This window comes from Lysobacter enzymogenes (assembly GCF_023617245.1).
Taxonomy (GTDB): Bacteria; Pseudomonadota; Gammaproteobacteria; order Xanthomonadales; family Xanthomonadaceae; genus Lysobacter; species Lysobacter yananisis.
Genome location: NZ_CP067396.1, coordinates 238,965 through 265,365, shown reverse-complemented (window position 1 = coordinate 265,365; position 26,401 = coordinate 238,965). Strand labels below are relative to the sequence as shown.

Here is a 26,401-nt window from a genome sequence, read left to right as displayed (position 1 = left end):
AAGTCGCGACCGCGGGGTAGCCGGTCGCGTCGCAAGCGCGGTGTCGCGGTCGCGGCTCGCGCCGCTCCTACAGGGGCTATCGAGGCGATGCAGCGCCGGAGGTCACGCGCACTCCGCCGCGCGGCCCAGCAAAAAATCGCGCTCGCGCGCGTTGCGGGTCAGGCCCGCGGCGCGCTCGAACTCCCCGCGCGCTTCCTCGCGCCGGCCGAGCTTGAACAACAGGTCGCCGCGCACGCTCGGCAGCAGGTGGTACTGCTTCATCGACGGCTCCTGCAGCAGCGCGTCCACCAGCGGCAGCGCGGCTTGCGGACCGAACGCCATCGACACCGCGACCGCGCGGTTGAGTTCCACCACCGGCGACGGCGTGCGCGCGGCCAGGCGCTGGTACAGCTGGGCGATGCGCGCCCACGGCGTGTCCTGCGCGGTCGCCGCGCGCGCGTGGCAGGCGGCGATGGCGGCCTGCAGCACGTAGGGCCCGTCGGAACCGCCGAGCTGCACCGCGCGCTCCAGCGCGGCCAGGCCGCGCTGGATCTGCAGCCGGTCCCAGCGCGAGCGGTCCTGGTCGAGCAACAGGATCGGCTGGCCGTCCGGGCCGGTGCGCGCCTTCGAACGCGAGGCCTGGATTTCCATCAGCGCGACCAGGCCGAACGCTTCGGCTTCCTTCGGTATCAGCCCGGCCAGGATCCGGCCCAGGCGCAGCGCGTCCTCGCACAGGTTCGGCCGCATCCAGTCGTCGCCGGCGGTGGCCGAATAGCCTTCGTTGAACACCAGGTAGATCACTTCCAGCACCGAGGACACGCGCTGCGCCAGTTCCTCGCCGCGCGGCACTTCGAACGGCACCTGCGCATCGGCCAGGGTGCGCTTGGCACGGACGATGCGCTGGGCGATGGTCGGCTCCGCGGCGAGGAAGGCACGCGCGATCTCGTCGGTGGTCAGGCCGCCGAGCAGGCGCAGGGTCAACGCGACCCGCGCCTCGGTCGACAGCACCGGATGGCAGGAGATGAACACCAGGCGCAGCAGGTCGTCGCCGATGTCGTCGTCGAGCTTGTCGAAGAATTTCTCTTCGTGGCCGTCCTGGTCGGATTCGAGTTCGTAGCCGATCTGCTCGTGCTTGCGGTCGAGCAGCTTGCGCCGCCGCAGCCGGTCGATGGCGCGGTTCTTGGCGGTCTGCATCAGCCACGCGCCCGGGTTGTCGGGCACGCCGGTCTCGGGCCATTTCTCCAGCGCGACCACCAGCGCGTCCTGGGCCAGTTCCTCGGCCAGGCCGACGTCGCGGACCATGCGGGTGAGTCCGGCGATCAGCTTGGCCGATTCGATGCGCCAGACGGCGTCGATGGCGCGATGGGTGTCGGTGGCCGTCATGGCGAGGGATGACACCACCTCGCGCGGCCGCTCGCAAGGGCCGGCGGCCCGCGCGCAGCGCGGGACCGGTCGGTCGCAACGGCGGCGGCGGAGCGGGCGGTCGGACCGCGCGCGCCGTCGCCGCGAACGCGCGGTCAGGCCGCGGCCTGGCCGTGTCCTTCGCCGTCCACGCAGCCCATCGCCTGCACGCAGTTGACCATCCACGGCACGCCGAAGCGGTCGGTGAGGATGCCGTAGGCCAGCGCCCAGAAGGTTTCTTGCAGCGGCATCTCGATCTTGCCGCCCTGCGCCAGCGCCTTGAAGATGCGCGCGGCTTGTTCCGGATCGTTGAGGCTCAAGGTGACGTGCGCGCCCTTCACGCCCTGGTAGGGGTACTGTTCGGTCGCGTCGGTGCCCATCAGCATGAAGCCGTCGAGTTCGTAGCAGCCGTGCATGATCTTCTCGCGCTCGGCGGCGGCCAGCCCTTCGCAACCCGGGTTGTCGCCGAAGGGCATCAGCGCGTGGATCTTGCCGCCGAGGATCGTCTGGTAGGTCTCGAACGCCTCGCGGCAGTCGCCGTCGAAGGACAGGTAAGTGGTGAGTTGCATGGTGGCGGTTCCTTTGGATGGAATGAGGGAAGGCGCGGACGCGGCGGGGGCGTGGGTCGCGCTTTCACTAGGACGACGAATGCGCGGCGGGCGGATCGACACGGCCGGCGGATTTCTTTCGCTGTCGTGGGAGGGCCTTCAGGCCCGATGCTTTACGGTCGGCTCGCCGGCGTCTGCAACAAAGGCGTCGGGCCTGAAGGCCCTCCCACGGCATCGGCCTGCGCCGCGGCGCAGGCCTTTCCCGCAGGTTCAATGCCGGCCGGCTACCTGCTCGCGCAGCCGCGCTTCGGCCGCCTGCAGCTCCGGCGTCAGCGCCTCGCCGAAGTCGGCCGCATCGAACACCCGGCGGATCTCGATCTGCGATTGCGCGCCGTCCGGGTTGGGCACGCGCTTGACCCATTCCACCGCCTCTTCCAGCGAGCGCGCCTGGATCAGCCAGAAGCCGGCGATCAGTTCGCCGGGCGCATCGAACGGCCCGTCCGCCACCCGCCGCGCGCGGCCGTCGAAATACACCCGGGCGCCGCGCGCGCTCGGATGCAGGCCCTCGCCGGCCAGCAGCACGCCGGCCCGCACCAGTTCTTCGTTGTAGGCGCCCATCGCGGCCAGCAGCTCGGTGCCGGGCATGACCCCGGCCTCGCTGTCGGGCGTGGCCTTGACGATCAGCATGAATTTCATGGTCGTGGTCCTCGTCGCGGCCGGCGGAGCGCCGGCCTTGACGGAGCGACGAACCGGGGCGGCGGGGATCGACATGGGCCGGCCGGAGAGCGGCATGGCTTCATGCGGTTGTGGGAGGGCCTTCAGGCCCGATGCTTTTGTTTCCGATCGCGGCGACCTGACCGAAAGGCATCGGGCCTGAAGGCCCTCCCACAACAAAGAAAGGCCCGCCCCGCGAACGCGGAGCGGGCCGGAACAGCCCGAAACGGCTGGAGAACGGCTTACTGGAGGGTGGGCCGACAGGTTCGCCCGTCAGCGGCGGGCGGATGGGTTACTGGAAGTCGTACTTGACCCCCACGGTGAAGTAGCGGCCGATCGCGCCGCTGGAATGCATCGGGTTGTAGTTGATCGCGCCGTAGGTCAGCGGATCCAGCGGCGCGATCTTGTCGGTCAGGTTCTGCACCGAGCCGAACACTTCCACGCCGTCCTTCGCGCGCCAGCGCCCGGACAGGTCGAAGGTGGTGAACGACGGGATCCGGCAGCCGTTGCCCGGCGCCGGGGTGCCGTCGGCGTAGCGGCTGGCGCAGGCGTTGCCTTCGGCGGTCACGTTCTTGAAGTCGGCGATGTAGTTGGCCACGCCGCTGAGGGCGAAATTGCCGATCTCCCAGGTCGCGCCGAGGTTGATCTTGTCCTTCGGCGTGCCGATGCAGTTGGTCACGTCGCAGTTGCCGTGGGTGCCGGCGTACTCGAACGTGGTGCCGTCCTCTTCCTCGCGCTCGTAGGTGCTGATGTGGCTCCACTGCAGGTCGAGGTTGAGCTTGCCGTAGCCGCCCAGCTCGAAGCCCTGGCGCACGTCCAGGTCGATGCCGCGCACCGTGGTCGAGGCCGAGTTTACGTAGGCGGCCTGCGCCGCCAGCAGGGTGCCGGAATTGGGAATGCCCGGCAGGTTGTTGTCGCTGCGCACCACCCGGCCGGCGGCGACCGCGGCCGAGGTGGTCTCGACGTTGATCTCGTTGCTGCGCTTGATCTCCCAACCGTCGAGGGTGATGGTGGTGTTGCTGGTCGGCTCGAACACCAGGCCCAGGGTGTAGCTCTTGGATTCCTCGGCCTTGAGATCGGGGTTGGGGCTGGTGATCACCGCGATCTGGATGTCGCAGTCGCGCACGCTCGCGCCCGCCGCCGGGTTGCCGCCGGGGCAGCGCACCGGGTCGGCGGAGGCGGTGAAGCCGGCCAGGCCGCCCTTGCCCGACTCGGCCGGGTTCGGCGCGCGGAAACCTTCGGCGTAGGTCGCGCGCAGCGCCAGCTGCTGCAGCGGCTTCCACTTGATGCCGACCTTCGGCGTGGTCGCGCTGTCGCCGCCCTTGTAGCTGTCGTAACGCACCGCCGCCGACAGCTCCAGGCTCTCCAGCACCGGCGCCACCATCTCGGCGTAGGCCGCGGCGACTTCCTGGGTGCCGCGATACGCCGAATAGCCCAGGCCGATGATGTCGCCGGTGTCGGTGTAGGTCTGCGGATCGAGCTGCGCCTTCTGCCGGCGCCACTCCGCGCCGAAGGCGATGCCGAGCGAGCCGCCCTTGAGTTCGGTCAGCGAACGCGAGCCCTTGATGTCGAACAGGTCCAGCGTGGTCTTGCCGTCGGCGTGGATGGTCGGCGAGATGTAGTCGTACAGCGCCTGGTTGTTGAGGTTGGCGTTCTGGCCGATCCGCCACCAGCCGCCGGGGCCGGTGCCGTTGGTCAGCGCGTCGCGCACCGCGCTGTAGCGCAGGTAGCCGTCGCGGGTGTTGGTCAGTTCGCTTTCCGAATGCAGGTAGGCCACGTCCAGGTCCCAGCCGCCGGCGGTGCCCTTGATCCCGGCCAGCACGCGGCTGAATTCGCTGTCGCCGCGGATGATGCGCGGGCCGACGTCGAACGCCGAATAACGCAGGTTCACCGCCTGGCCCGGGAACGGGTTGTCGGGATGGTTCGGCCCCAGCACCACCGCGCCGTCGCCGGAATCGGCGTTGACCGGGCCGCCGGGATAGCCCCACGCGCCGGACACGCTGTTGGGCGTGTTGTGGAAGGTGCTCTTCTTGCGCGAATAGCCGGCCTCGACATAGACCTCGAAGTTGTCCAACAGCGCGAAGGTGCCGCGGCCGAACAGGTTCACGTACTTCTCTTCCGGCGCCAGGCTGTTGAACTGGCCCGACTGCCACAGGCAGCCGCCGTTCGGGTCCTGCGGCGTGATCGGCGAGAACTGCGCGCAGCCCGGCAGCGACTGGTACTGGCCGGTGATCGGATTGCGCACGCTGCCGGCCGGCGACGGCGAGGCGTCGTCGCCGAGGATGAAACCGTTCATGAAACGCTTGGTCTGGCTGTAGCCCCAGCGGCGCGCGTCGCCGGTGCCGATCCACTTGCGGTCGCGGCGGTCGGCGACGCGGATCTCGTCGGTCTGGCCGCCTTCGATGTTGAAGTAGACGTTGTAGCGGTCGTCGTTGAGGCTGCCGAAGCCGAACGTCGCCGAGGCCTTGGCCATCTGGCCGTCGCCTTCGCCGGACACGCCGTAGCTGCTGCGCACCGACACGCCCTTGAATTCCTTGCGCAGGATGATGTTGACCACGCCGGCGATGGCGTCGGAGCCGTAGATCGCCGAGGCGCCGTCCTTGAGGATCTCGACCCGCTCGACCGCGTCCATCGGGATCACGCTGAGGTCGGTGAACACTTTCTGGCCGTCGTCGGCGAGGCCGTACGGCGCCATGCGGCGGCCATTGAGCAGCACCAGCGTGGAACCCGCGCCTAGGCCGCGCAGCGACACGCCGGAGCCGCCGGAAGCGAAGCCGGTGCCGTAGGTGCGCGGCACCGAGCCGGCGCCGTCGGAGGTCAGCGTCTGCAGGTATTCGGCCAAGGTCGCCTTGCCGCTGCGGTCGATCTCCTGGCGGGTGATCGACTGCACCGGCGAGGCGGTCTCCATGTCGCCGCGGCTGATGTTGGAGCCGGTGACCTCGATGCGGTCGAGCGTGGTGGTCTGCGCGGCGTTGGCGTCCTGCGCCTGCGCCGCGGCCGGCGCGAGGCTGGCGACGGCGGCGGCGAACAGCGCGCGGCGGATCGCTTTGTTCAAGGGCGCGCGGCTGAAAGTGGCGTGCGGCATGAGCGGCTGGCTCCTGTTGAGTGGATTCCCTGGGAATGTGCTGCGAAGGACGACGGCAGTGTCGAAAACCTCAGCGAGCGCCGTTGAGCGCATCGAGCGCGAAGGCTGCGCGCGGACATCGCGAACGATGCGCCGCGTGTGCGCGATCGCGCGAAGTGTCGATCGCCGCGCGGCGCGCGGCGTGGAGTCCCCGGATGAGTCGATGCATTGTTCAAGCGTGTGTGGCGACGCGGCGCACTCCCTCGGCGCGTGGGAGACGCGTGCAGCGACGTTAATACGCGACGTCCGCGCGGTACTTCGACGCAGTTCCGTTTAGCGCGCGCGAAACTTTGCGGAGTATGTCCAACGGATGCCCGGCGGCGCGCGCCGCATCATGCGCGGTGACGACTGTCTTGCGCGATCAGTTAGCGCGCAGCGCGACGACGCCCGCATTCGCATGCATCGCGCGCTGGATGTTTGTGCAAGTGCGTCATCGGCGATTACCGAATCGGCAAAGTCGCGCGACACTGCAGGCTCGTGTGGGAGGGGCTTTAGCCCCGACGCTTTCCGATCAGATCGCGGCGAATTGAACCAACTGCGTCGGGCCTGAAGGCCCTCCCACAACCGCGGGCTCGTGTGGCAGGAACTTCAGCCCCGAGGCTTCGCGCTCGGATCGCGACGAACCGAAACCGGAAGCGTCGCGGCGGAAGCGCTCGCCGACAACGCCACCGTCGTCTTGATCGCGCTGGCCAACGGACTCGGCAAGCCGCAGCACGGCGCGCGTGTCGGCGCGGCCGCCGCGCCGCCGGCCGCGGCGGAACGTGCACGCGCGGGCCGGCCGGCGTCAGCCATGCGCGCGCTCCACCGCGGCGCGAACGCGCGAGGTCGATGCGGACGCGGCAGGTTCAGGCCGGCGGATCGTCATGCGGCGCACCGGGCGCGGCCTGCAGTTGGGTCAGGTAGTCGTCGAGCCGCTGCAGGCGCTCGTCCCACAACTGGCGGTACTCGTCGAGCCAGCCCGACACTTCGCGCAGGCGCGCGGTCTCCAGCCGGCACGGCCGCCACTGCGCGCTGCGGCTGCGCGCGACCAAGCCGGCGCGCTCGAGCACTTTGATGTGCTTGGAGATCGCCGGCAGGCTCATCTGGAACGGTTCGGCCAGTTCGGTCACGCCGGCTTCGCCGCTGGCGAGGCGGGCCAGGATCGCGCGCCGGGTCGGGTCGGCGAGGGCGGCGAAGGTGGTGCTGAGCGAGTCGGCAGGCATAACTGAACCAGAAGGTTAAATAACATCGATAGTGGATGCCTGGCGCGCGCAGGGTGTCAAGCCGGCCGTGATGGCGCCGTCAGCCGGCGACCTGCCGGCGGGCCTTGAATCGTTCAGTGAATTCATGAACGAACGCGGCGCGGCTGACTCACGGAAACTCACTTCATCACATAATAATTGTGACGATGTTCGCACTAATGGAGAGGCGCTGAGTCGGCCGCATGTCCCGTTAGTCGTTTCCTGCCAGGACCCGCGTCGCCCATGAAGCCTCCCCACTCCAACGCGATCCCTGCAGCCGCGCGGCCCCCGCGTGTCGGCGCGGGCTTTGCCGTGGAGGCCGCATGCGCATAGGCCTGGACTACCGCGCCGCCACCCTGGCGCCCGGCAGCGGCCCGGCGCGTCAGGTGCTGGCGCTGGAGCGCGCGCTGCGGCGCCGGCCGGATACCGAAACGGTGCTGTTCACCGAAGCGCCGCTCGACCATCCGCACCGCGCCATCGCGGTCGCCGCCGACCTGCCCGCGGCCGCCCCGACGGGCGCCGGTGCGAGCGTCGGTGCGGCCGCCGGCCTGCGCCGGCGCTGGCGCTTCGAGGCCGGCTTCCTGCCCGCGGCGCTGCGCGCCGAACAGGTCGACGTCTACATCGCCGCGGCCGAAGGCGGCCTGCCGGTGTGGCGCAAGCCGGCGTCGGTGCGCCAGGTGCTGCTGCTGCACGATCTGTTCAAGCTGACCCTGCGCCGGCCGAAGTCCTCGCCGCTGCGCGCGCTGGCCGCGCGCATGCTCGACGAGGCGGCGATCGGCCATTCCATCGCCAGCGCCGACGCGATCTGGACGCCCTCGCGCTATACCACCGCCGAGTGCGGCCGGCTGTATCCGGCGCATGCGCACAAGCTCTACGTGTTGCCCGACGCGGTGGCGCCGATGCCGGCGCCGGCCGAGCGCAGCCGCCTGGGCCAGCCGCTGCCGCCGCGCTACTGGCTGCTGGTCGGCACGCGCGAGCCGCGCCGCAACGCCGACCTGTTCCTGCGCGCGTGGCTGGACGCGCGCCGCCAGCATTACGACACCCCCGACCTGGTCGTGGTCGGCTCGCCCGCCGACGTGCCCGCGGAACTGCAACGGCTCAACGGCGTGCACTGGTTCGAGCGCGTCGCCGACGACGAACTGGCGCGGCTGTACTACGACGCCGAACGGCTGTGGCAACCCTCCTATGCCGAAGGCTTCGGCCTGCCGGTGCTGGAGGCGCTGGCCGCCGGCACCCCGGTGGCGGTGGCCGAGGGCGGCGCGCTGGAGGAAGTGGCGCCGGTCGACATGCCGCGCTTCGACCCGCACGACCGCCCGCAGCTGGCCCAGTTGATGATCCGGCTCAGCCGCGAATCGGTGGTCGGCAACGCCGAGCAGCGCCGCGCCTTCGCCCAGCGCTTCGCCCCCAACGCCTACGCCGCGCGCGTGGGCGCGTTGCTCGACGAGTTGCTCAAGCGCAGCGACCGCTGAGGTCGCCGCGGGGATGGCGGCGCTGCGGAGACAGCGGACAGGCGTTGGGAGAGAGCGAAACTGCGCTTTCGCTCTCTCCCAATGCCTGTGCACCAGGTTCCTCGCTGTTCGGCGCTCCGCGCCGCTCGTCGCGCCTCACTCGTAAGGCGCGTGTTCCAGCCCTTGCGCGGCGATGATGCGGTTGATGTGCGAAACCACTCGGCAGCGGTCGTCGCGCGGGGTCACGGTCAGCAAGCGTTCGATCAGGCTGTCCACGCGCGGCCAGAACACCGCGTCGTCGCTCCAATGACGCCGCCACAGCGGCAACGCCGCGGTGAGTTGGCACAGATCGCCGTCGAGTTCGGCGCGGGTTCGGTGCATCGATTGGCTCCCCTGGCAACGGCGGGACCGGCCCGCCCTTGGTGACGCACGCGCGGCCGAAGCCGCCGCGATGGTGGTGGTGGACATTCCGCCGCCGCCGGGGGGTGCGGGACGGATCGGAGGGACGCCGCCCGGCTGCGATCCCCATCGCAGGCCGCCGGCCTCCCGACACTCCTATGTACGAACGCAGTGCGGACACCCGGCCCCACCTTCGATCACCAAAAATATACAGAAAATGCGAGTTCAGTCACGCTTCTGATGCAGCAACTGCGCGGTCGGGGCTGGGGGCAGGGCCAGGAGCAGCGCGCAGGGGAGTCGAAGCGGCCTTGCCCGCACCCGTGCGCTCACTGGCGGCCCCACACCGTTCCACCCGCGCCGCATTGACCTCAAGCGGGCTTGAGGTCCCACCCTGGCGGCCATGTTTCCGACCCGGTCCGCGCGCATGAAATCGACGTCCCTGCCCTTCTCTGCGCAGCCGCCCAGCGACACGGCGCCCGACCGCCCGGCCCAGGCGGACGCCGCCTCGACCGACTGGCGCGCGGTCGCCGCGGTGTTCGGCGCGGGGCTGATCGCCGCGCTGCAAGTCGGCAAGACCGCCATCGCCCTGCCCGCGCTGCGCGCCGACCTCGGCCTGGACCTGCGCGCCGGCGGCTGGCTGATGGCGGTGTTCGGCCTGCTCGGGCTGTTCGCCAGCGTGCCGGCCGGGGCGCTGGTGGCGCGGCTGGGCGACCGTCGCCTGCAGGTCGCCGGGCTGGCGGCGATGGCGCTGGGCAGCGCGCTCGGCAGCCAGGCCGACAGCCTGACGGCGCTGATGGCCACCCGCGTGCTCGAAGGCGCCGGCTTCCTGCTGTTCGCGGTCGCCGGCGCGAGCGTGCTGCAGCGGCTGTCGCAGGCGCGCGACCGCGCGGTGGTGTTCGCGATCTGGAGTTGCTACATGCCCGCCGGCATGGCCCTGGCGCTGGCCACCGGCGCCGCCCTGGACGGCTGGCGCGGATATTGGGAACTCAATGCGCTGTTGTGCGCGGCGGCGGCGCTGGCCCTGCACTGGGCAGTGCGCGCGCCGTCGGCGCAGGCCGCGCGCGCCGCGGCCGCGCGGCCGTGGCGGGCGATCGCCGCCGACGCGTGGGCGGTGGCCGGCGCGCGCGGCCCGTTGCTGCTGGCGCTGGCGTTCGCGCTGTACGCGCTGCAGTTCTACGCGCTGCTGAGCTTCCTGCCGACCTTGCTGATGCAGCGCATGCAGGTCGACGCCGCCGGCGCCGGCCTGCTCAGCGGCGCGGCGATCGGCGCCAACGTGCTCGGCAACCTCGCCGCCGGCGCGCTGCTGCGCCGCGGCACGCGGCGCTGGCGCTTGATCGCGCTCGCCAGCGCGACGATGGGCCTGTCGGCTGCGGCGGTGTTCGCGCTGCCGCTGCCCGCGACCGTCGCCTACGGCCTGTGCGTGCTGTTCGCGCTGGCCGGCGGGTTGTTGCCGGCTTCCACCATCGGCGGCGCCGCCGAGTTGGAACGCGATCCGGGCCGGATCGCGATCGCGGTCGGCCTGTTGATGCAGGGCAGCTACCTGGGCCAAGTGATCGGGCCGTCGTTGTTCGGCAGCGTGGTCCAGGCGGCCGGGTGGCCGGCGGCGGCGTGGCCGGTGGGATTGGCGGCGCTGGGGGCGGTGGCGGCGGCGGTGGCGCTGCGGGGGGCGTTCGCGGCGGAGGGTGGGCGTGGTTGAGGGCGGGTGGGTTGGGGTTTTAGGGTTGCTTCCGTATTTGTGCAGTCGCGTATCCGACTGTAGGAGCGGCGCGAGCCGCGACCGCGACAACGCAACTACGTCGTAACTTTCACGGTGTTTGCGGTGGCGCGGTCGCGGCTTGCGCCGCTCCTACAGGGGGCGTGCCGCGGTGGGGTTCGCCTTTGCGTGTGCGTGCGCTTGGTTGCAAGCGAAGATCAAGGGCTTCCGTCCGCAAGCGGCCGGGTCACTTTCTTTGTCTTAAGCCACAAAGAAAGTAACCAAAGAAAAGGCCTTGTTTTTTCGGATCAAGAGCCATTATGGCTCGCAGCGGCGCGGGGCCGCGCCATAAGGGGCATCCTGCCCCATGGCGCGCGTGCGCATCCATGCGCACGCCCTCCGGGGCTGCGGAACATCGGCTTTGCTTGGGGTTGCGTCAAAGCGAACAGCGAACAACTAACGGCTGGAGACAACGGCAAACTGGATTCCGGGTTTCGCCGGAATGGGGCGGATTCGGATTCGCGGCGATTCGAGCTGGCGCAAATCCGGCGGCCGGTTGAGTCGGCTGAGATTCGGATCGACGCAGATCTTGGCGTCTGCAACGCCTGCGCTGTGTATCAGGCCGCGGCCGCTTCGCTCGCCGTCGGCGACGTCGCGCGGCGACTGCGGATCAGGCCGTCGCGCAGGCGCAGGAACGGGCGCTCCACGCTGTAGTGCAGCAATGCGCCGCCGGCCAGCGCGGCGGCGGCATAGGCGCAGAAGGCCAGCAGCGGTCGCGCGTCCAGCGCTTCGCCGAACGCGCCGGCCATCAGCGCGAACATGCCCTTGTGCACCAGGTACAGGCTGAAGGACGCCGCCGCCAGCCAGCCGGCGCCGGGGATGCGCAGGCGGCCGGTCCAGCGCTGTTCGGACGCGCCGGCGGCGACCAGAAGCGCCATCGCCAGCGAGATCAGCGGGAAGCCGAACACCGAGGCGGCGAAGCCCAGGCGCTCGCGCGAGATCCACATCGCCGCCGCCAGCACCGCCACGCCGGCCAGCGCGAGCCAGCCCGAGCGCCGCATCATCGCCGCCCACGCGCGCGGCCGGTACGCGCGCAGCGCCGCCAGCGCGACGCCGAACAGCAGTCCATCCAGGCGCATCCAGGTCGGGTAGTAAATGCGCTCGACCCAATGGTTGGCGTTGTCGTCGAGGCCGTTCCATACCCAGGCGCGCAGCGCGATGCCGGCCAGCGTCAGCGCGATCACCGCGGCGACGCCCTTCCACAACGCCGGCCGCCGCGTCAGCGCGATCGCCAGCAACGGAAACAGCAGATAGAAATGCTCTTCCACGCACAGCGACCAGGCGTGCGAGAACGCCTTGTTGCGTTCGTAGTCGATCAGCAGGTTCAAGGTGAAGCTGAAGAACTGCCAGCCCGACTCCAGCCCGGGCCGCTCGCGGAACGCCGGCCACAGCAGGTACAACGCCAGCACCGTCCAGAACGCCGGCAGCACGCGCAGCGCGCGGCGCAGGTAGAAGTCCTTGAAATCGAGCCGGCGGCCCTCGCTCAGCGGACGCAACATCTGCCAGCCGATCAGGTAGCCGCTGAGGGCGAAGAACAGATCCACGCCCATCCAGCCGAACTGCGACATCGGCATCCACGGCGAGCCCAGACCCTGGCCGGCGGCGTGGAAGAACATCACCCAAACGATCGCGATCGCGCGCAGCAGATCGAGGCCGGGCAGTCGGCTCATCTTGGTTCCTGGTGTGTGGGAGCGTTGCGGACGTCGGTGCCGCGTTCGCCTGGCGACCTTGCATCGCGGGCCGCGAACGCGGACACAGTGTGCGCGCGGGCGAAGCGCGCAACAAGACGAAATACGCGCGCAACGCGGCTGCGTTGCCACGTTTGCGAAGTCGAATGCGCGCGCATCCGGCGCGCTGCAAACGCGGCTTTCGCCGCATACAAGAATCTTTTGTGGGACGCGTTCGCGCAGCGCGTTCGTCGATGCGTTTTTCATCCGCGCGTGTTTCGTCGGCGGGTCTTCATCGATGCATTCGGCCCAGGCGCGCGACCGATGCGCGCGACCTGGCGCAACCCGGCGCGGCACCGTCAAGACGCACGATCGGTCGCGCCGACCTAGGGCCGCCCCGAGGATGCCGCGGCCGCGGCGCGGCGCTACCGTCGCAGCAACGTCCCTGCGGCAACGGGCGATCGCGCGTGCGGGTGCGGCCATGTCCATCGACTTCCCGAGCAATCCCCTGGGCAACCTGCTGTCGGGCCTGGGCGGCGGCGCGTCCGGCCTGCCCGGCGGCCTGCCGTTGCTGGGCGGGAACGGCCCCGGCCTCCCGGGGATGCCGTCGGCGCCCGGGGAGGGCGACAACGATCCGCAATCGCCGCGCCTGCCGTCCAACAATCTGCCCGGCTCCAACGGCCAGGGCCCGGGCGGCCTGCCGGGTACGCCCGGCACACCGGGGCTGCCCGGCGGCGGCCTGGGCAACACGCCGGTCGGCACCGCGCCCGCGCCGGGCAGCAACGCGCCGCTGATCAATCCCGACAATCCGCTCAGCCGCATGCTGCAGGGCTCCTCGCCGAGCGCCTACAACCACCCGTTCGGCAACGGCCCCGCGCCGACCCAATACCCGGCGCCGACCCTGTCCGAACGCGCCTTCAACGCCGCCCAGTACGCACTGCTCGATCGCGGCGCGGTGCCGGCCGCGGCGAGTTCGGCCGCCAGCGCCGGCGCACAGGGCCAGTCGCTGCCGGCCGCGGTCGGCGGCGCGTTGCCCGGCGGCGGCAGCGCCGGCGGCGCGGCCGCGGGCGCCGCCGCGCACGGCGCCGCCACCACCGCCCAACTCAGCGCCGCGCCGGCTTCGACCCTCGCCGCCGCCAATGTCGTTCCCAACGCCGTCGCCGGCTCGCCGGCCGCGGCGGCGCTGTCGCAGGACGCGTTGATCGCCCAGCAAGCCTTGCTCGCGCGCCTGCCGGCCGGCACCCACGCGGTGGCCGGCAACACCGCCGCGGCCGCCGCGGCGCCGCCGTCGGAAACCGCGGCCGCGCTGCCGGCGGTCGGCACCCACACCACCAGCAACGATCCGCGCAATCTGCCGGCGGCGCTCAACGACCGCGCCGTGCAGCAGCGCGGCGACGGTCCGAACGCATCGGTCTACACCGGCGACACCGCGGCGCGGCGCGCGCCCGGCCGCGGCCGCGTCTCCGGCGCCACCCTGACCCACTGGCTGTGGCGCTTCGGCCGCGGCGGCGCCCACCGCCCCAGCCACGACGACACGCCCGAAGTCGAGGCCGTGCGCGCGCTGCAGTGGCTGTTCTGGGTGCTGACCGTGGTCGCCTACGTGTGCCTGGCGATGGCGGTGGTCCTGCTGCTGCCGGGCGGCAGCTTCGACAGCCAGCGAATCCAGACCGGCGGCAGCGGCGCGGCGCTGGCGCTCGGCGTCGCGATCGCCGCCGGCGCGTGGTGGCTGGGGCGACGGATCAACAAGCGTCCCTGAGCGACATCGCGCCGGCACAAGCGTCGCCGGATCGGCGAGACGGCCGCCGGCGCGCCGCGCGCCCTCAGCGCCGCGCGCTCAGTCCCTGGCCGCCGACCAGTTCGTAGCGACGCAGATCCAGCCCCTGGCGCTCGACCTCGCGACGCACGCGCTCGCCGAGCGACACCAACTCCTGGCGCGCACCGGTCTGCCGATACACCTCGTAGCTCACGCCGTGGCGCATCGCCGCATAGGCCAGGCGCTCGGCCAGTTCCTGCTTCTGCGCATCGCTGAGCGAGCGCAGCCCCGGGCTGGCGAGCAAGGCGCGGCGCAATTGCTTGCGCAACCCGGCTTCGCCGCCGGGCACGTCCTTGGCGTTGCGGTCGTTGGCGACTTCCCAGGCCATCGCAAGATAGGCGGCGGCGACGTCGCCGAGATCGTCGCGCGCGTAGCCGTAACGCAGCAGCAGCGCGTCGAAGCGCTCGCGCATCTGCGCCGGCGTCATCGACAAGCCTTTCAGCGCGACGCCGGCCTGCTCGCCCTGGACCCGCGCGCTCAGCGCGGGATCGCGGCGAAAACGCAGGGCCGAATCCGGCGCGGCGGCGGCGCCCGCGGCGCCGCGCGCAAGCGCGGTCAGCGACTGCGACCACACGCTGCTCGCCGCGACCGCGCCCGGCGCGGCGCGGCCGCGGCCGGCGTTGAGCGCGCCCTGCTCGGCCGACAGCACGTTGCCGGTATGGACTTGATGCTGGTGCATCAACACCGCCTGTCCGGCGGCGTCGAACTGGGCCTGCACCGGCGCGGCCAGGACGCAGCCGATGGCCGCAGCCACGAGCGGCTTCGCGCGCGCTGCGGCAGCCAAAAGCGCTACGGATCGCGCCGTCGCCGCGCGCAAGTTCGAACGACAGGCCCGCAGGCATCGCGCCGGCCAGCCGTCGATCTGCGGCGTCCGGACCCGCATGCCCACGGCCCGCGACTCAAGGCCCATCGCCGACCCGCCCCGTTCCACGCTCGCTCGATCGCGCATCGCACACCTCCTTCGGCCCGCCGCGTCGCGGCGCATCGCCGCGGGCGCAAAAACGAAGAACGCCAAGCGGCAAGCTTGGCGTTCTTTCGCGGCGGCGCAAGCCGCCGGGCGCACACTTCCGGGCTCGCGCGCGACCGGCGCGCGCAGGCCGTTCAGCGCTTGCTGATTTCCTTCAGGCCGTTGCCGATGGAATCGAGCGCGCTCTTGATCGCGTTGCTCTCGATACCGAAGATCTGGCTCTGGGTCTGGAAGTCGGTCATCGCGCGCATGTATTCCTTGGACTGCTGCTCGCCGCTCTTCGGATCGAGGGTTTCCTTGTAGTTCTCGACCATGCGGTTCTTGGCGTCCATCATCGCGTTGACGCGGTCGCCGAGGATGTCGCCGAGCGCGGCGGCCAGCACCTCGAACCAGGAACCGCCCTTGGCGGCCTTGACGCCGCTGGTGCTGCGAGCTTCGCCCGAGGCGATGCGCTCGTTGGTCATGGAAATGCCGAGATCGGAGGTGGACATTTCGTTGCTCCCTGTGGGTTCGTTGGTCCGCCGGAAGGCGGATCGGATCAGTTCGGTTCGGGTGGTTCGATCGGGTTCCGGCGCCGGCCCGCCAGGTGGGCGAGCGTCCGTCCGGCGGTGCGGTTACGGCTTACATCCGCATTCTCCATGCCCGCCGGCGCACCGTAAGTCGGGGCGTGCCCTAGCTAGGGTTGACCCCAGGGTCCGCCTCGGGGTCAGCCCCAGGGGCCGGGCTTGCGCGCCGCGGCGACCTTGCCGATCTGCGGCGGCAGGCCCTGCACCACCTGCACCGCGGCGCTGGCGCCGCGGCTGCGCTTGATCTGGCCGATCTGCTCGTGCAGCCAGGCGTGCGCGCCGGCTTCGCCGTCGCGGGCCAGCCGGCGTACGAACTCCTCGCCCAGGTCGCGGGCTTCGTTGTCCTGGCCGCCGAAGGCCTGGTCGAACTTGCCCAGCAGCGCCTCCTGTTCGGCCTGGCCCAAACCCAGCTCGGCCACGCTGTCGGCCCAGGCCTGGCGGTCGAAACCGCGGCCGCCGGCTTCCGCGTTCTCGAACGCGTCGCGGAAGTGCTTGAGCAGGAAGTCGCGATCGGCCGCATCCAGGTTCGGCTGCTCTCGCAACGAGGCCTCCAGCTGGTCGATGAACTGGCGGCCGTCGGCGGCGGTGTTGGCTTGGGATGACATGGGGCGATGCGCTCCTGCAGGGTTGTCCATAGAGGGCGGGGCGGCCCGGCCGGCCGCGACGGCGCCGGGCGACCGCGTTCAGTCGTGGAAATGCGGGTCGATGCTGAGCCGGCCGAGGTTGCGCTCGGCGAAGCGGCGCATCAGCTCGGGACCGGCCTCGCGGATCGCGTCGTAGCTGGAGCGCGAACGCGAATCCGCGCGCAGCTGCCAGCCGTCGGCGGTCTTGCTCAGCAACAGGTCGGTGCCCGGCAGGGTCTGGTCGGACAGGCGCAGCAGCACCTGGCCGTCGCCGCCGTCGGCGCCGCCGCCGCCGACCGCGAGTTGGCGCACGTGGCGCTCGACCAGTTCGGCGAAGGCGGCCGCGTTGGAGGTCGGCGCGGGCGCCTGCATCGGCGCGGTCTGGTCGGCGCGCATCGCCTGCTGCGCCAGCCACAGGCCGGACTGCTCGGACGACTGCCCGTCGCCGCCGCCGCGGTCGAAGCCGACCGAATAGCGCTGCTCGTCGCGCGATTTCTGCTCGACCCCGTGCTGCCGCGCCTGGCCCTGGGCGGCCTGGTTCTGCGCGGTCTGGTCCTGCGCGTATTGGTTGCGGCCACGCTCCAGCGCGTTCTGCTGGCGCCCGCGCAGGGCCTGCGCGGCGGCGTCGCCGGCGGCGTACTGACCGTCCTCGGGCTGGGCGCCGAGGGTCTGTTCGCCCTTCTGGCCCACCGCCTGGCGCTGCTGCATCAGTTCGCGGAACTGGTCGACCGACTCGGCCGGCGCGGACTGGCGCGCGGCGCGCTGGCGGTCGGACAACTGCGCTTCCTGGGCGAGCTGTTGGGCGCGCTTGGCGTCTTCGTTCGCGGAGCTGTTGCGGATCGTGCTCATGGCGACCTCAGAAGGGGGAGTTGTGGTGGGTGGAACGTTGCCGCGCGGCCAGCAGCAGGTCGGCCGACTGCGCTTCCTCGCGGCGCTGGGCGATCGCGCTTTGTTCCTTGCGCCACACGTCGCGGCGTTTCTCCAGCGCTTCCAGCCGCGACTTGGCGCGGAAGAAGGCCTTGCGCGCCTCGTCCAGCGCGGCCTCGGCCTCGCGCAGCTTGCCCTGCGCGTCGGCCAGGCGCTGGCGCGCGGCGTTGGCCAGTTCGGCCAGATGATCGACGTGCGACTCGCGCTGGGCCATCGCCATCGCCCACGGCACGCCCGCCGGCGGCGGATCGAGCAGGCGCAGGCGCTGGCTGGCGCGCTCCTGGTTCAAGGCGACGATCTCGCCCTCGATCGCGGTGCAGGCCTCGCGCCGCGCCTGCACCTGCGCCTGGTGCTCCATCACCAGCGCGCGCGCGGTCTCGACGCGGTGCTCGCGCAGCTGCAGCAGCGTGGCCAGGGGGAAGCGTTGCTTGTTCATCCGAACAACCTGCGCAGCGCGTCGATGGATTGCTTGTAATCGGCCAGATCGTTGGACGATTGCTTGAGCAGCTTGCGGATCGGCTCGATCTTCTCGATCGCGATGTCGGCGTCGGCGTCGCTCCCGCGCTTGTACTCGCCCAGTTGCAGCAACAGCTCGATGTCCTGGTGCTTGGCCAGGTACTTGCGCAGCTGGCCGGCGGCGCGCTGGTGCGCTTCGTCGGCCACGCGCGGCATGGTCCGGCTCAGGCTCACCAGCACGTCGATGGCCGGGTAGTGGTAGGCGGCGGCGAGCTTGCGCGAGAGCACGATGTGGCCGTCGAGGATCGAACGCACTTCCTCGGCGACCGGGTCGTCGCCGTCCTCGCCTTCCATCAGCACGGTGTAGAACGCGGTGATCGAGCCCTTGTCGTTGTTGCCGGCGCGCTCGAACAGGCGCGGCATCTGGCTGAACACCGACGGCGGGAAGCCGCGCCGCGCCGGCGGCTCGCCGATGGCGAGGCCGACGTCGCGCAGCGCGCGGGCGAAGCGGGTGACCGAATCCACCAGCAGCATCACCCGCTTGCCGCGGTCGCGGAAGTATTCGGCGATGGCGGTGGCGACCCAGGCGGCGCGGCTGCGCTCCAGCGCCGGGCGGTCGGAGGTGGCGACCACGATGATCGATTTCTTGAGCCCTTCCTCGCCGAGATTGTCGTGGATGAACTCGTTGACCTCGCGGCCGCGCTCGCCGACCAGGGCGATCACGTTGACGTCGGCGTCGCCGCCGCGCGCGAGCATGCCGAGCAAGGTGCTCTTGCCGCCGCCGGCGACGGCGAAGATGCCCAGGCGCTGGCCGACGCCGGCGGTGATGACGGTGTCTAGCGCGCGCACGCCGGTGGCGAACGGGCGGTCGATCAATTGCCGCGCGAGCGGATTGGGCGAGGCGGCGTAGATCGGCATCTGCACGGTCGGGCCGAAGCCGCCGCGGCCGTCGATGGCGTCGCCGTTGGCGTCGAGGATGCGGCCGAGCAGACCCTCGCCGCAGCGCACCGAGGCCTGGCGGCCGGTGGCGATCACCTCGGTGTCGTGGGCGACGCCGTCGAGCGCGCCCAGCGGCGTCAGCAGGGTGTACTGGCGCGACACGCCGACCACTTCGGCGGCGAGGCGGAAACTACGGTCGCGCGGGCTGCGCAGTTCGCACAGCTCGCCGATCATCGCCTTCAGGCCGGTGGCGCGGATCATCGTGCCGTAGGCCTCGGCGACCTTGCCCACGCGCACCACGCTGGGCACGCGCGCGAGTGCGGCGATCAACGGATCGATCTGCACCGGCGCGGGCGCCGGCTGCAATACGGTGCGCGGCAGGCTGCTCATCGCGCGCGCTCCGGCGTCTCGGCGCGCGCGGCGGTGGCCATCGACAGCGGCGCGCGCGGGCTCATCCACCGTGCTCCGCGCCGTGTTCGGCACCGTATTCGGCGCCGGACAGCGCGATCCGGATCGCCTCGATCTGCTGGGCCACGCCGGCGCGCACTTCGCCGACTTCCGACACCACCACGCAGCTGAGCTTGTCGAGGCTTTCGTCGTCGACCAGTTCGATCACGCCCACCACCGGATGCGCCTGGCGCACCAGGCCCAGGCCCTGGGCCACTTCCTCGCGCACGCTGGGGTGCACGCGGATCAACAGGAACTGTTCGGCCTGCGCGGCCTCCACCGCCTGCATGACCAGCGGCGGCACCACCGCGCGCGCGTCGAATTCGGGCGAGATCCGCGCCACGATCGCGCAGGCCAGCTCGGTCACGCGGCTGCCGGCGTCGGCCAGCACCCGCGCGCGACGCTCGTTGAGGTCGGCCAACTGCTGCGCCATCTGCTGCTGCGCGCGCGCCAGGCCCTCGGCGAAACCGGCGGCGTAGCCGGCCTCGCGCGCCTGCTGGATCTCGTCGCCGGCCTGGTCGTAGAGCGCGTTGACCCGGGCCAGGGTCTGGTCCATCTCGACCACCTGGCTCCACTGCTGCGCCGGCACCACGGTGCCGGCCAGCGCGCGCTCGAACTGCTTGCGCTCGAACACCGCCACCGTGCCCGCGGCGCGGCCGAGGTCGCGCCGCGCCGTCAGGTCGGCGACGTTGCTCGCGCCGGCGGCGGACGGGGCTTCGTGGCGGAGCGGATCGGCGGGCATGGCGGTTCCGGTTTGGAGGCAGGAATTCAGAGACGGAAATGAGGCGCGCGCTCAAGCGCTCAACGGGCGCGCGCCGTGATGGGTGTGCAGCCGCTCGACCACGTCCGGCGGCAGGTGCGCGACCAGCGCCGGCGCTTCGTCGTGCAGGTGGCGCGGCAGCAGCAGGCGGGCCCAGTCGGCCAGGCCGGGGTCGCGGCGCTCGGCCCACAGCCGCAGTTCGGCGCGTCCGCGCAGGTCGAGCAAGGCGTACAGCGGCGCATCGTCGGCCGCGCGCAACGCGCGGTCGAGGTGCTCGCCCAGTTGCAGGGCCAGCTGGTTCTGCACCTTGCCGTCCCAGACCTGGCTGTCGAGCGCGAGCAGGTAGGCGTTGTCCAGCGCCTGCTTGAGCCGACGCACCGGCTCGCGCCGCACTTCGGCGCGGATCGCCGGGGCGTAGGCCAGCGCGCCCAGGTCGCGCACCAGCCGCTCCACCCGCGCGCGCGGCCAGCGCAGCGCGGCGGCGGCGAAGCCCGCGCCCGGTTGCGGCGCCAGCAGTGCCGGCGCGGCCTCGGCGGCGAGCCAGGCGCCGAGCAGGCGGCGGCCGATCGCGCTCTCGCGCCCAGCCGCCAGCAGTTCCGGGGCGATGCGCTCGTCCTCGCCCAGACCGTGCCAGCTGGCATCGGTCTCGGCCAGAACCGCGCGCAGCGCCGCGGCGCTCATCCGTTCCACACTCCGCCGCGGGCGTTGCTCTGCGGCGGCGGCTGCGACGGCGGGAAGAAGCGCGAACGCAGGCGGCCGAAGAAGAACGCCGCGATCGCCAGCAGCACCAGCACGCCGGCGCCGATGATCACCGCGCTCAGGTCGATCGAGCCGATCACCGCGTTGAGCGGGCCGGCGGCCTGATGCACCTTCGGCGGCGACTGCACGGTGAAGAACTTCACCGTGACCTTGTTGACGTCGTCCAGGCCCTCGACGCTGTCCTTGACGAACACCTTGATGTCGGTCTCGCGGTCGCGCAGGCTCTGGCCGGGGCGTTCGAAGATCAGCACCGAGGCCGAGGAATCCTGGACGTTGCCGCCGAGCGGATCGCGGTCGGGCAGGGCGATGTGCACGCGCGCCTCGACCACGCCGTCGATCCGGGTCAGGGTGCGCGAGAGTTCCTGCGACAGGCCGTAGAGGTAGCGCGCCTTCTCTTCCAGCGCCGAGGAGGCGAAGCCCTCCTTCTTGAACACCTCGCCGAGCGAGCGGTACTGCGCGCGCGGCAGGCCGCGCGAATTGAGCACCTGCATCGCGTAGGGAATGTCGCCGCGGTTGACCATGACCTCCCAGCCGGTCTTGCTCGGCGAGGGGTCCTTCTCGGCGGGAATGCCCGCATCGAGCAACGCCGCCATCAGTTCGTTGGCCTGCTGCTCGTCGAGCTGGCTGTACAGCGGCGTGCGCGTACACCCCACGATCAGCAGGCAGGCCAGCAGGGCCGCCAGAATCCTTCCCGCCTTGAAGCCGGCCGCCTTGAAACAGGTCGCTTTGAAGCCGGCTGCGTTGACGCCTGACGCCCTACCCATGCATCCCCCGTGTTGTGATGTGCCTTGCGTTGTTACGACTGCTGGCGGAACAGCTGCTGGATGCCGTCGGACGTGCGGTTGGCGACGTTCGAGGTCAGCTGCGAGGTGAACATGAACTGGTGGCACTTCATGGTCATCTGGATCATCTCGCCCGGGGTCAGTTCGGCGGCGTTGGCCGAAATGCTCTGGCTGGCCTGGCCGATGCTCTCGGCGCCGCCGTTGAGGTTGTCCAGCGCCGCCAGCACCGCGCGGGTGCCCTGCGACGGTTCGGCCGCGCCGGCCTGGGCGACGCCGCCGGCCTGCACCCCACCGGCGGCACCCGGCGCCGAACCGCGGTCGAACGCAGCGGCGAACTCGCGGATGTCGTAGGCGGAGGCCTGCGGCGACTGCGCCGGCGAAGCGGCGGCCGGTTGCGCGGCTTCGGCCGCGACTTGAATGGCTTCGATCATGAACCTGTCTCCTGCAACGGTAGGTTCGACAGCGTTGGGTCGGTACGCATGCGGGCCTGGCCCGGCTTACGACGCCAGCGCCGCCGCGAAGGCCGCGGGCGCCCGGACACGGGGTTCCGGGCGCCGCGACGGCAGGCGGCAGACGTCGGGCCGCGCGCCGGTCAGTTCTTCGACGCCAGCTTCTCGATGCCCTGGGCGACCGAGTTGATCGAGGTCGAGGCGCTGTTGGAGATGAACTGCATGCGCAAGCTTTCCGAGGTCAGCGAGATCATGCTCGACGGCGTGTCGTTGCCGCCACCGATCGAACCCGACAGTTCGGTGATGCGCGAGGCCTGCGCGTCCATGGTCGAGCCCCAGGCCTTGGCCATCGCGGCGTACCAGCTGTTGCTGCCGCCCGCGCCGCCGCCGGCCGCGATGCCGCCGCCGCCGCCGCCGCCGCCGCCGGCCGAACGCGAGCCCTTGCCGTTGCCGATGGCGTCGTTCTTGTTGACGTCGGCGATGAAGGTGCCGACCAGGCCGGCGGTACCGCCGGCGCCGTTGATTGCGTTGTTGCTCATGACGTCTCTCCTGCTCGTTTGCGGCCAGGCCGCGCAATGGCGTGGAACAACGGATGGCACCGAAAACTTGTCGCGAAACTTGACGCCTATCGCAGTTACTCAGGTCTCAGCGGGCGATGGGTGCAAGGTGCCGAGGTTGGATTAGATCGGCGCCGCGCGGGTGAAACCAGCTAGTGCTGACCCTGGGGTCGCCCTGTTCATTGTCGACTCCCCGGCCGCGGCGGCGCTTCGGCGACGGTCGGGCGCGCGCTCGCCGGCGGCTTCGCGGCAGTCGGCGCGGCGGTAGTCGGCTTGGCGGCGCTCGGCGCGGCGGCATTGGCCGCCTGCGGCGCGGCCGGAGCCGGGGCCGGCGCCGAACCCGCGGGCGCGGCCGCCGTGGCCGCGGCATCCGCGGCCGGCGCCGCGCCGCTGGCGAGGGCCAGTTCCTCGGCCGTCAGCGGTTGCGCCTTGATCTGCTCGCTCACGCCGGTGGTCTTGTTCAGCGCCCAGGCCTTGTCGCCGATCGCGATCAGGTCGCGCCCGTCGGGCAAGGTGTCGCCGACCGCGTAGTCGGTGCCGTCGATGTCGGTCACGTGCGGGCTGTCGCCGCGCACGATCTTGACGATCCGGGTCGGCGGCACCGGCGCGGCGGGCTTGGCCGGCTCGGCCGTGGCGACCGCCGGGCCCGCCGGCGCGTGGCTCTCGTCGAGGTTGCGCGGGACCACCCGGCGCACGCCGTTGACGTCCTGCATCGCGCGCGAGGCGATCGCGCGCTGGAACTGCGCCGGATCGGCGAAGCGGCCGCTGACCTCGACATCGCCGTTGCCCAGGTAACGGGTCTGCACCGCCAGGCCCTGGCTGCGCAGCACTTCGCGCACGTCGGCGGCGATGTCGTCGCCGGTGCGCAGCTCCAGCCGCGCCTCGACTTCATCGCTGGCCAGGCGCTTGCGGATCGTCTCGCGCGTGGCCGCGTCCTTGACCGTGCCCGACAGCACCAGGGTGCCGTCCGGGCTTTCGCTCAGGCGGCCGCCGGCGATCGAGAATTCCTTGATCAGCGGCTGCGCCAGTTCCAGCGGCGATGGCTTCTTCTCGAAGCCCGGCATCACCGCCGCGGCGATCGCCACCGACACCAGCGACAGCGCGGCGAGGCCGGCGATCAGCGGCAGGTGGCGCATCGAGGTCTTGGCCGGACGCACGGCGTCGGCGAGGTTGGGCAGCATCGTCGCCCAGCCCGGGTCCTCGGCCGCGCCGACCGCGAACGAGGCGCCGCCGAGGTCGACCCGCTGCATCGGGCCCAGCTCGGCCGGATCGCCGGGATTCAGGGTCTGGCCTTCGATCCGCAGCGGCGCGTCGAGCGCGCGCAGCGAGACCGTGCCGCCCATGCGGGTCAGGAACGCGTGGCGCGGGGCGACGTTGGGATCGGACAGGACGATGTCGCAATCGCCGCTGCTGCCGATCAGCACCGTTTCCTGCGCCGACAGCGGACGGCTGCCGCCGGTGTGCAGGCCGGAGACGATGCGCAGCACGCTGACCGCCGGCGCGGCGGCGCGGATGCCGTCGCCGGCGCGCGGCGGCGACGACGGCGCTTCGGCGGCGCGCGGCTCGCCCGCCTCAAAGGCGCCCTCAGGCGTGGAATGTGGATCGTGGGACATCATCGCGATGACTCCTGTTCAGACGCCGCCGCCGAAGGCGGGGCGCGCGGCCGGGACGCGCGATACGCGCGGGCCGATCGGCCGATGAATGGGGGAAAGGACGCGCTCCGCGCTGTGCATGCTCATTCTCCTCAGGCGTTGACCTGGCCTGCCTGCACGATCCGCAGATCGGGCGCGAGTTCCTGGTAGGACAACACCGGCAGTTCGAAGAAATCGATCTCCAGCAGCTTGCGCAGGTGGCGGCGAACGTCCAGTGAACACAGCAGCACCGGCTTTATGCCTTCGCCCTGTCGCGCCAGGTGCGAGCGCACCTCCGCGCCCAGGCGCCCGGCCAGTTCCGGCGAGATCGCCAGCTGGGTCGCGCCGCCGGCCACGCGCACCGACTGGCGCAGGCGGTCTTCGAGTTCCGGATGGATCAGCAGCACCTGCATGGTGCGTTCGCCGTCGGCGTAGCGGTCGGCGATTTCGCGCTTGAGCGCGACGCGCACGTATTCGGTCAGCAGGACCACGTCCTTCTCGCGCCCGCCGACGTCGGTGATCGCCTCGAACGCATCGCGCAGGTTGCGGATCGGCACGCCTTCCTCGACCAGCCGGCGCAGCACGTCGGCCACGCGCTGCGGCGCGACCACGCGCAGCATTTCCTTGACCAGATCGGGATAGTCGCGCTGCATCCGCCCGAACAGGTTGGAGGCTTCCTGGATGCCGATGAAGCTGCCCAGGCGCCGCTCCAGCGCGGCGCGGCAGTGCTCGCTCACCGTGGCCAGGCCGTCGCGGATGTCGGCGCCGGCCTGGCCGGTCCATTCGCCGGCCAGCGGCGGGAAGAAGCCCGGCAGCTTGGGCGCGTTGGCGTCGCCGGCGCGGGCCGGGCGGAACTGCGCGTTCGGCGCCAGCCGGCCGAACGCCAGGCGCGCGCCGAACGCGGTCAGGCGATAGCCGCCGAGGCCGTCGTCGCCGTCGAGGTCGGGAGAAATCTTCAGCGCCGGCACCGGCAGCGGCACGCCGTATTCCTCGCGCAGGCGCCGCGCGATCTCGACGATGCGGGTGCGCGCGGCGTGCTCGCCGAACGCGGCCGCCAGCGACGGCGCCAGCTCCAGCTGCAGCGGCGCGGGCGGTGCGATCTCGTCCTCGTTGACGGTCTTTTCCTCGGCCGGACGCTCGCCCTCGGGCACCTTGAACGCGCGCCGCAGCACCGGGTGATGGTGGCGATAGCGCCAGGCGGCGAAGCCCAGCAGCACGACCGACAGCATCAGGAACACCAGCTTGGGGAAGCCGGGCACGAACGTCATGCCGAACGCCAGGAAGCCGGTGATCAGCAGCACGCGCGGCTGGCCGGAGACCTGGCGGGTGATCGACTCGCCGAGGTGGCGGTCGTCCTCGTCGCCGGCGGTGCGGGTCACCACCAGGCCCGCGGCGATCGTCGCCAGGATGGCCGGGATCTGCGAGACCAGGCCGTCGCCGATGGTCAGGATCGAATAGGTGTGGGTGGCGTCGGCGAGCGGCATGCCCTTCTGCAGCACGCCGATGGCCAAGCCGCCGAGCAGGTTGATGATGATGATGACGATGCCGGCGATGGCGTCGCCCTTCACGAACTTCATCGCGCCGTCGAGGCTGCCGTGCAGCTGGCTTTCCACTTCCAGCAGGCGGCGCTTGCGCTTGGCCTCGTCCTTGTCGATCAGGCCGGCGCGCAGGTCCGAGTCGATCGACAGCTGCTTGCCGGGCATCGCGTCCAGGGTGAAGCGCGCGGCGACCTCGGCCACGCGTTCGGCGCCCTTGGCGATGACGATGAACTGGACCACGGTGATGATCAGGAACACCACGAAGCCGACCACCAGGTTGCCGCCGGCGACCAGGCTGCCGAAGGTCTCGACGATGTGGCCGCCGTTGGCTTCCAGCAGGATCGAACGGGTGATGGCGATCGACAGCGACAGCCGGAACAGCGTGGTCAGCAGCAGCACGCTGGGGAAACTGGAGAACGCGACCGGGGTGGGGATGTACAGCGCGATCAGCAGCAGGCCGAAGCCGATGGCGATGTTGACCGCGACCAGGGTGTCGATGATCGCCAGCGGCAGCGGCAGGATCATCACCCCGATGATGGTGACCGCGGCGAAGGCCAGCACCACGTCGCTGTAACCCGCGCGCCGACGCGGTTGCGCGCCGGAGGCGGTGGCCATCCAGGAAGTCAGCAGTCCACGCATTCGTTCGCCCCGAAAACCCTTAGGAAATCCCGCTCCCCGCGGGTTCGCGCCCGGCCGGGGCCGGCGCGGCGGCGACCGCCCCGCGTCGCGCAAGCGATCCGCGCGCAGCGGCCATGTGATCGGCTAGGCAGTATGAAACGTCGAAGGCCGTCACTGCTTTGCCATGTATCCCTGAGCACCTACGCATGGCGCTGTCCTCGACACGATGCCGGTCCGGACGGCCGATACTAAGTGCAATTTGTCATCTCTTGTGTGAACGAGCCGGTTCCGCGCGCGGCGCGCATGAACTCACGCG

The 26,401-nt window shown here is 71.3% G+C and carries 24 protein-coding genes; 4 read left to right on the top strand and 20 right to left on the bottom strand.

Going from position 1 to position 26,401, the window contains the following annotated elements; genetic code table 11:
- Positions 1-102: 102 nt before the first annotated feature.
- The 5 genes from JHW41_RS01125 to JHW41_RS01105 form a co-directional block, all read right to left on the bottom strand.
- Positions 103-1,362, bottom strand: a complete 1,260-nt coding sequence (locus JHW41_RS01125) for an RNA polymerase sigma factor (protein WP_250448733.1) — start codon at positions 1,360-1,362, stop codon at positions 103-105.
- A 134-nt stretch (positions 1,363-1,496) separates the two neighbouring features.
- On the bottom strand, positions 1,497-1,949 hold the full coding sequence (locus JHW41_RS01120) for a VOC family protein (protein WP_057949545.1): 453 nt from the start codon (positions 1,947-1,949) through the stop codon (positions 1,497-1,499).
- Positions 1,950-2,198: 249 nt separating this feature from the next.
- Positions 2,199-2,624 (bottom strand): YciI family protein, encoded by a 426-nt coding sequence (locus JHW41_RS01115; protein ID WP_078997893.1) that lies wholly within the window; start codon positions 2,622-2,624, stop codon positions 2,199-2,201.
- Between the two features lie 310 nt (positions 2,625-2,934).
- Positions 2,935-5,727: a TonB-dependent receptor gene (locus JHW41_RS01110; RefSeq protein WP_250448732.1), complete on the bottom strand. Its 2,793-nt coding sequence runs from the start codon at positions 5,725-5,727 to the stop codon at positions 2,935-2,937.
- An 884-nt stretch (positions 5,728-6,611) separates the two neighbouring features.
- Positions 6,612-6,968, bottom strand: coding sequence for an ArsR/SmtB family transcription factor (locus JHW41_RS01105; RefSeq protein ID WP_057949548.1), 357 nt, complete (start codon positions 6,966-6,968; stop codon positions 6,612-6,614).
- Between the two features lie 341 nt (positions 6,969-7,309).
- On the opposite strand from JHW41_RS01105, the gene JHW41_RS01100 reads away from it, so the two are divergent.
- Positions 7,310-8,455, top strand: a complete 1,146-nt coding sequence (locus tag JHW41_RS01100; RefSeq protein WP_250448731.1) for a glycosyltransferase family 4 protein — start codon at positions 7,310-7,312, stop codon at positions 8,453-8,455.
- Positions 8,456-8,590: 135 nt separating this feature from the next.
- On the opposite strand, the gene JHW41_RS01095 is transcribed toward JHW41_RS01100, so the two are convergent.
- Positions 8,591-8,815, bottom strand: a complete 225-nt coding sequence (locus JHW41_RS01095) for a hypothetical protein (protein WP_057949550.1) — start codon at positions 8,813-8,815, stop codon at positions 8,591-8,593.
- 442 nt (positions 8,816-9,257) lie between these two features.
- On the opposite strand from JHW41_RS01095, the gene JHW41_RS01090 reads away from it, so the two are divergent.
- Positions 9,258-10,529: an MFS transporter gene (locus tag JHW41_RS01090; protein ID WP_250448730.1), complete on the top strand. Its 1,272-nt coding sequence runs from the start codon at positions 9,258-9,260 to the stop codon at positions 10,527-10,529.
- A 614-nt stretch (positions 10,530-11,143) separates the two neighbouring features.
- Here JHW41_RS01090 and JHW41_RS01085 read toward each other — a convergent pair.
- Positions 11,144-12,256, bottom strand: coding sequence for an acyltransferase family protein (locus JHW41_RS01085; RefSeq protein ID WP_250448729.1), 1,113 nt, complete (start codon positions 12,254-12,256; stop codon positions 11,144-11,146).
- Positions 12,257-12,734: 478 nt separating this feature from the next.
- Between JHW41_RS01085 and JHW41_RS01080 the strand changes: the two genes are divergently transcribed.
- A complete protein-coding gene (locus JHW41_RS01080) occupies positions 12,735-14,009 on the top strand; it encodes a hypothetical protein (protein WP_250448728.1) in 1,275 nt (424 codons plus the stop codon).
- Positions 14,010-14,073: 64 nt separating this feature from the next.
- On the opposite strand, the gene JHW41_RS01075 is transcribed toward JHW41_RS01080, so the two are convergent.
- Positions 14,074-14,820, bottom strand: a complete 747-nt coding sequence (locus JHW41_RS01075; RefSeq protein WP_250448727.1) for a DUF6683 family protein — start codon at positions 14,818-14,820, stop codon at positions 14,074-14,076.
- Between JHW41_RS01075 and JHW41_RS01070 the strand changes: the two genes are divergently transcribed.
- Complete coding sequence (locus JHW41_RS01070; RefSeq protein WP_250448726.1) at positions 14,807-15,181, top strand: hypothetical protein; 375 nt, start codon at positions 14,807-14,809, stop codon at positions 15,179-15,181. The genes JHW41_RS01075 and JHW41_RS01070 overlap by 14 nt on opposite strands.
- Here JHW41_RS01070 and JHW41_RS01065 read toward each other — a convergent pair.
- The 12 genes from JHW41_RS01065 to sctV form a co-directional block, all read right to left on the bottom strand.
- Positions 15,168-15,524 (bottom strand): hypothetical protein, encoded by a 357-nt coding sequence (locus JHW41_RS01065; RefSeq protein WP_057949554.1) that lies wholly within the window; start codon positions 15,522-15,524, stop codon positions 15,168-15,170. The two genes, JHW41_RS01070 and JHW41_RS01065, sit on opposite strands and share 14 nt — an antisense overlap.
- Positions 15,525-15,739: 215 nt before the next feature.
- Positions 15,740-16,204 carry a hypothetical protein gene (locus JHW41_RS01060; RefSeq protein WP_078997018.1) on the bottom strand — a complete coding sequence of 155 codons (465 nt, stop codon included), beginning with the start codon at positions 16,202-16,204 and terminating at the stop codon, positions 15,740-15,742.
- A 78-nt stretch (positions 16,205-16,282) separates the two neighbouring features.
- The gene (locus JHW41_RS01055; protein ID WP_057949556.1) at positions 16,283-17,071 is read right to left on the bottom strand and encodes a hypothetical protein; all 789 of its coding nucleotides are present in this window, start codon (positions 17,069-17,071) and stop codon (positions 16,283-16,285) included.
- A gap of 7 nt (positions 17,072-17,078) precedes the next feature.
- Positions 17,079-17,585, bottom strand: a complete 507-nt coding sequence (locus JHW41_RS01050) for a hypothetical protein (protein ID WP_250448725.1) — start codon at positions 17,583-17,585, stop codon at positions 17,079-17,081.
- Positions 17,582-18,934, bottom strand: a complete 1,353-nt coding sequence (locus tag JHW41_RS01045) for a FliI/YscN family ATPase (protein WP_078997020.1) — start codon at positions 18,932-18,934, stop codon at positions 17,582-17,584. The genes JHW41_RS01050 and JHW41_RS01045 overlap by 4 nt, the downstream gene beginning before the upstream one ends.
- 61 nt (positions 18,935-18,995) lie before the next feature.
- Positions 18,996-19,733, bottom strand: coding sequence for a FliH/SctL family protein (locus JHW41_RS01040; protein ID WP_057949558.1), 738 nt, complete (start codon positions 19,731-19,733; stop codon positions 18,996-18,998).
- 51 nt (positions 19,734-19,784) lie between these two features.
- Positions 19,785-20,432, bottom strand: a complete 648-nt coding sequence (locus JHW41_RS01035) for a hypothetical protein (RefSeq protein WP_057949559.1) — start codon at positions 20,430-20,432, stop codon at positions 19,785-19,787.
- On the bottom strand, positions 20,429-21,274 hold the full coding sequence (gene sctJ / locus JHW41_RS01030) for a type III secretion system inner membrane ring lipoprotein SctJ (protein ID WP_078997021.1): 846 nt from the start codon (positions 21,272-21,274) through the stop codon (positions 20,429-20,431). Before sctJ ends, JHW41_RS01035 begins: the two co-directional genes overlap by 4 nt.
- A 32-nt stretch (positions 21,275-21,306) precedes the next feature.
- On the bottom strand, positions 21,307-21,723 hold the full coding sequence (locus tag JHW41_RS01025) for a hypothetical protein (protein ID WP_091800212.1): 417 nt from the start codon (positions 21,721-21,723) through the stop codon (positions 21,307-21,309).
- Positions 21,724-21,884: 161 nt separating this feature from the next.
- Entirely contained in the window at positions 21,885-22,280 is a 396-nt protein-coding gene (locus JHW41_RS01020; RefSeq protein ID WP_250448724.1) for a hypothetical protein, read from the bottom strand.
- Between the two features lie 197 nt (positions 22,281-22,477).
- Complete coding sequence (locus JHW41_RS01015; RefSeq protein WP_250448723.1) at positions 22,478-23,914, bottom strand: FHA domain-containing protein; 1,437 nt, start codon at positions 23,912-23,914, stop codon at positions 22,478-22,480.
- A gap of 128 nt (positions 23,915-24,042) precedes the next feature.
- Complete coding sequence (gene sctV, locus JHW41_RS01010; protein ID WP_250448722.1) at positions 24,043-26,082, bottom strand: type III secretion system export apparatus subunit SctV; 2,040 nt, start codon at positions 26,080-26,082, stop codon at positions 24,043-24,045.
- Positions 26,083-26,401 lie beyond the last annotated feature (319 nt).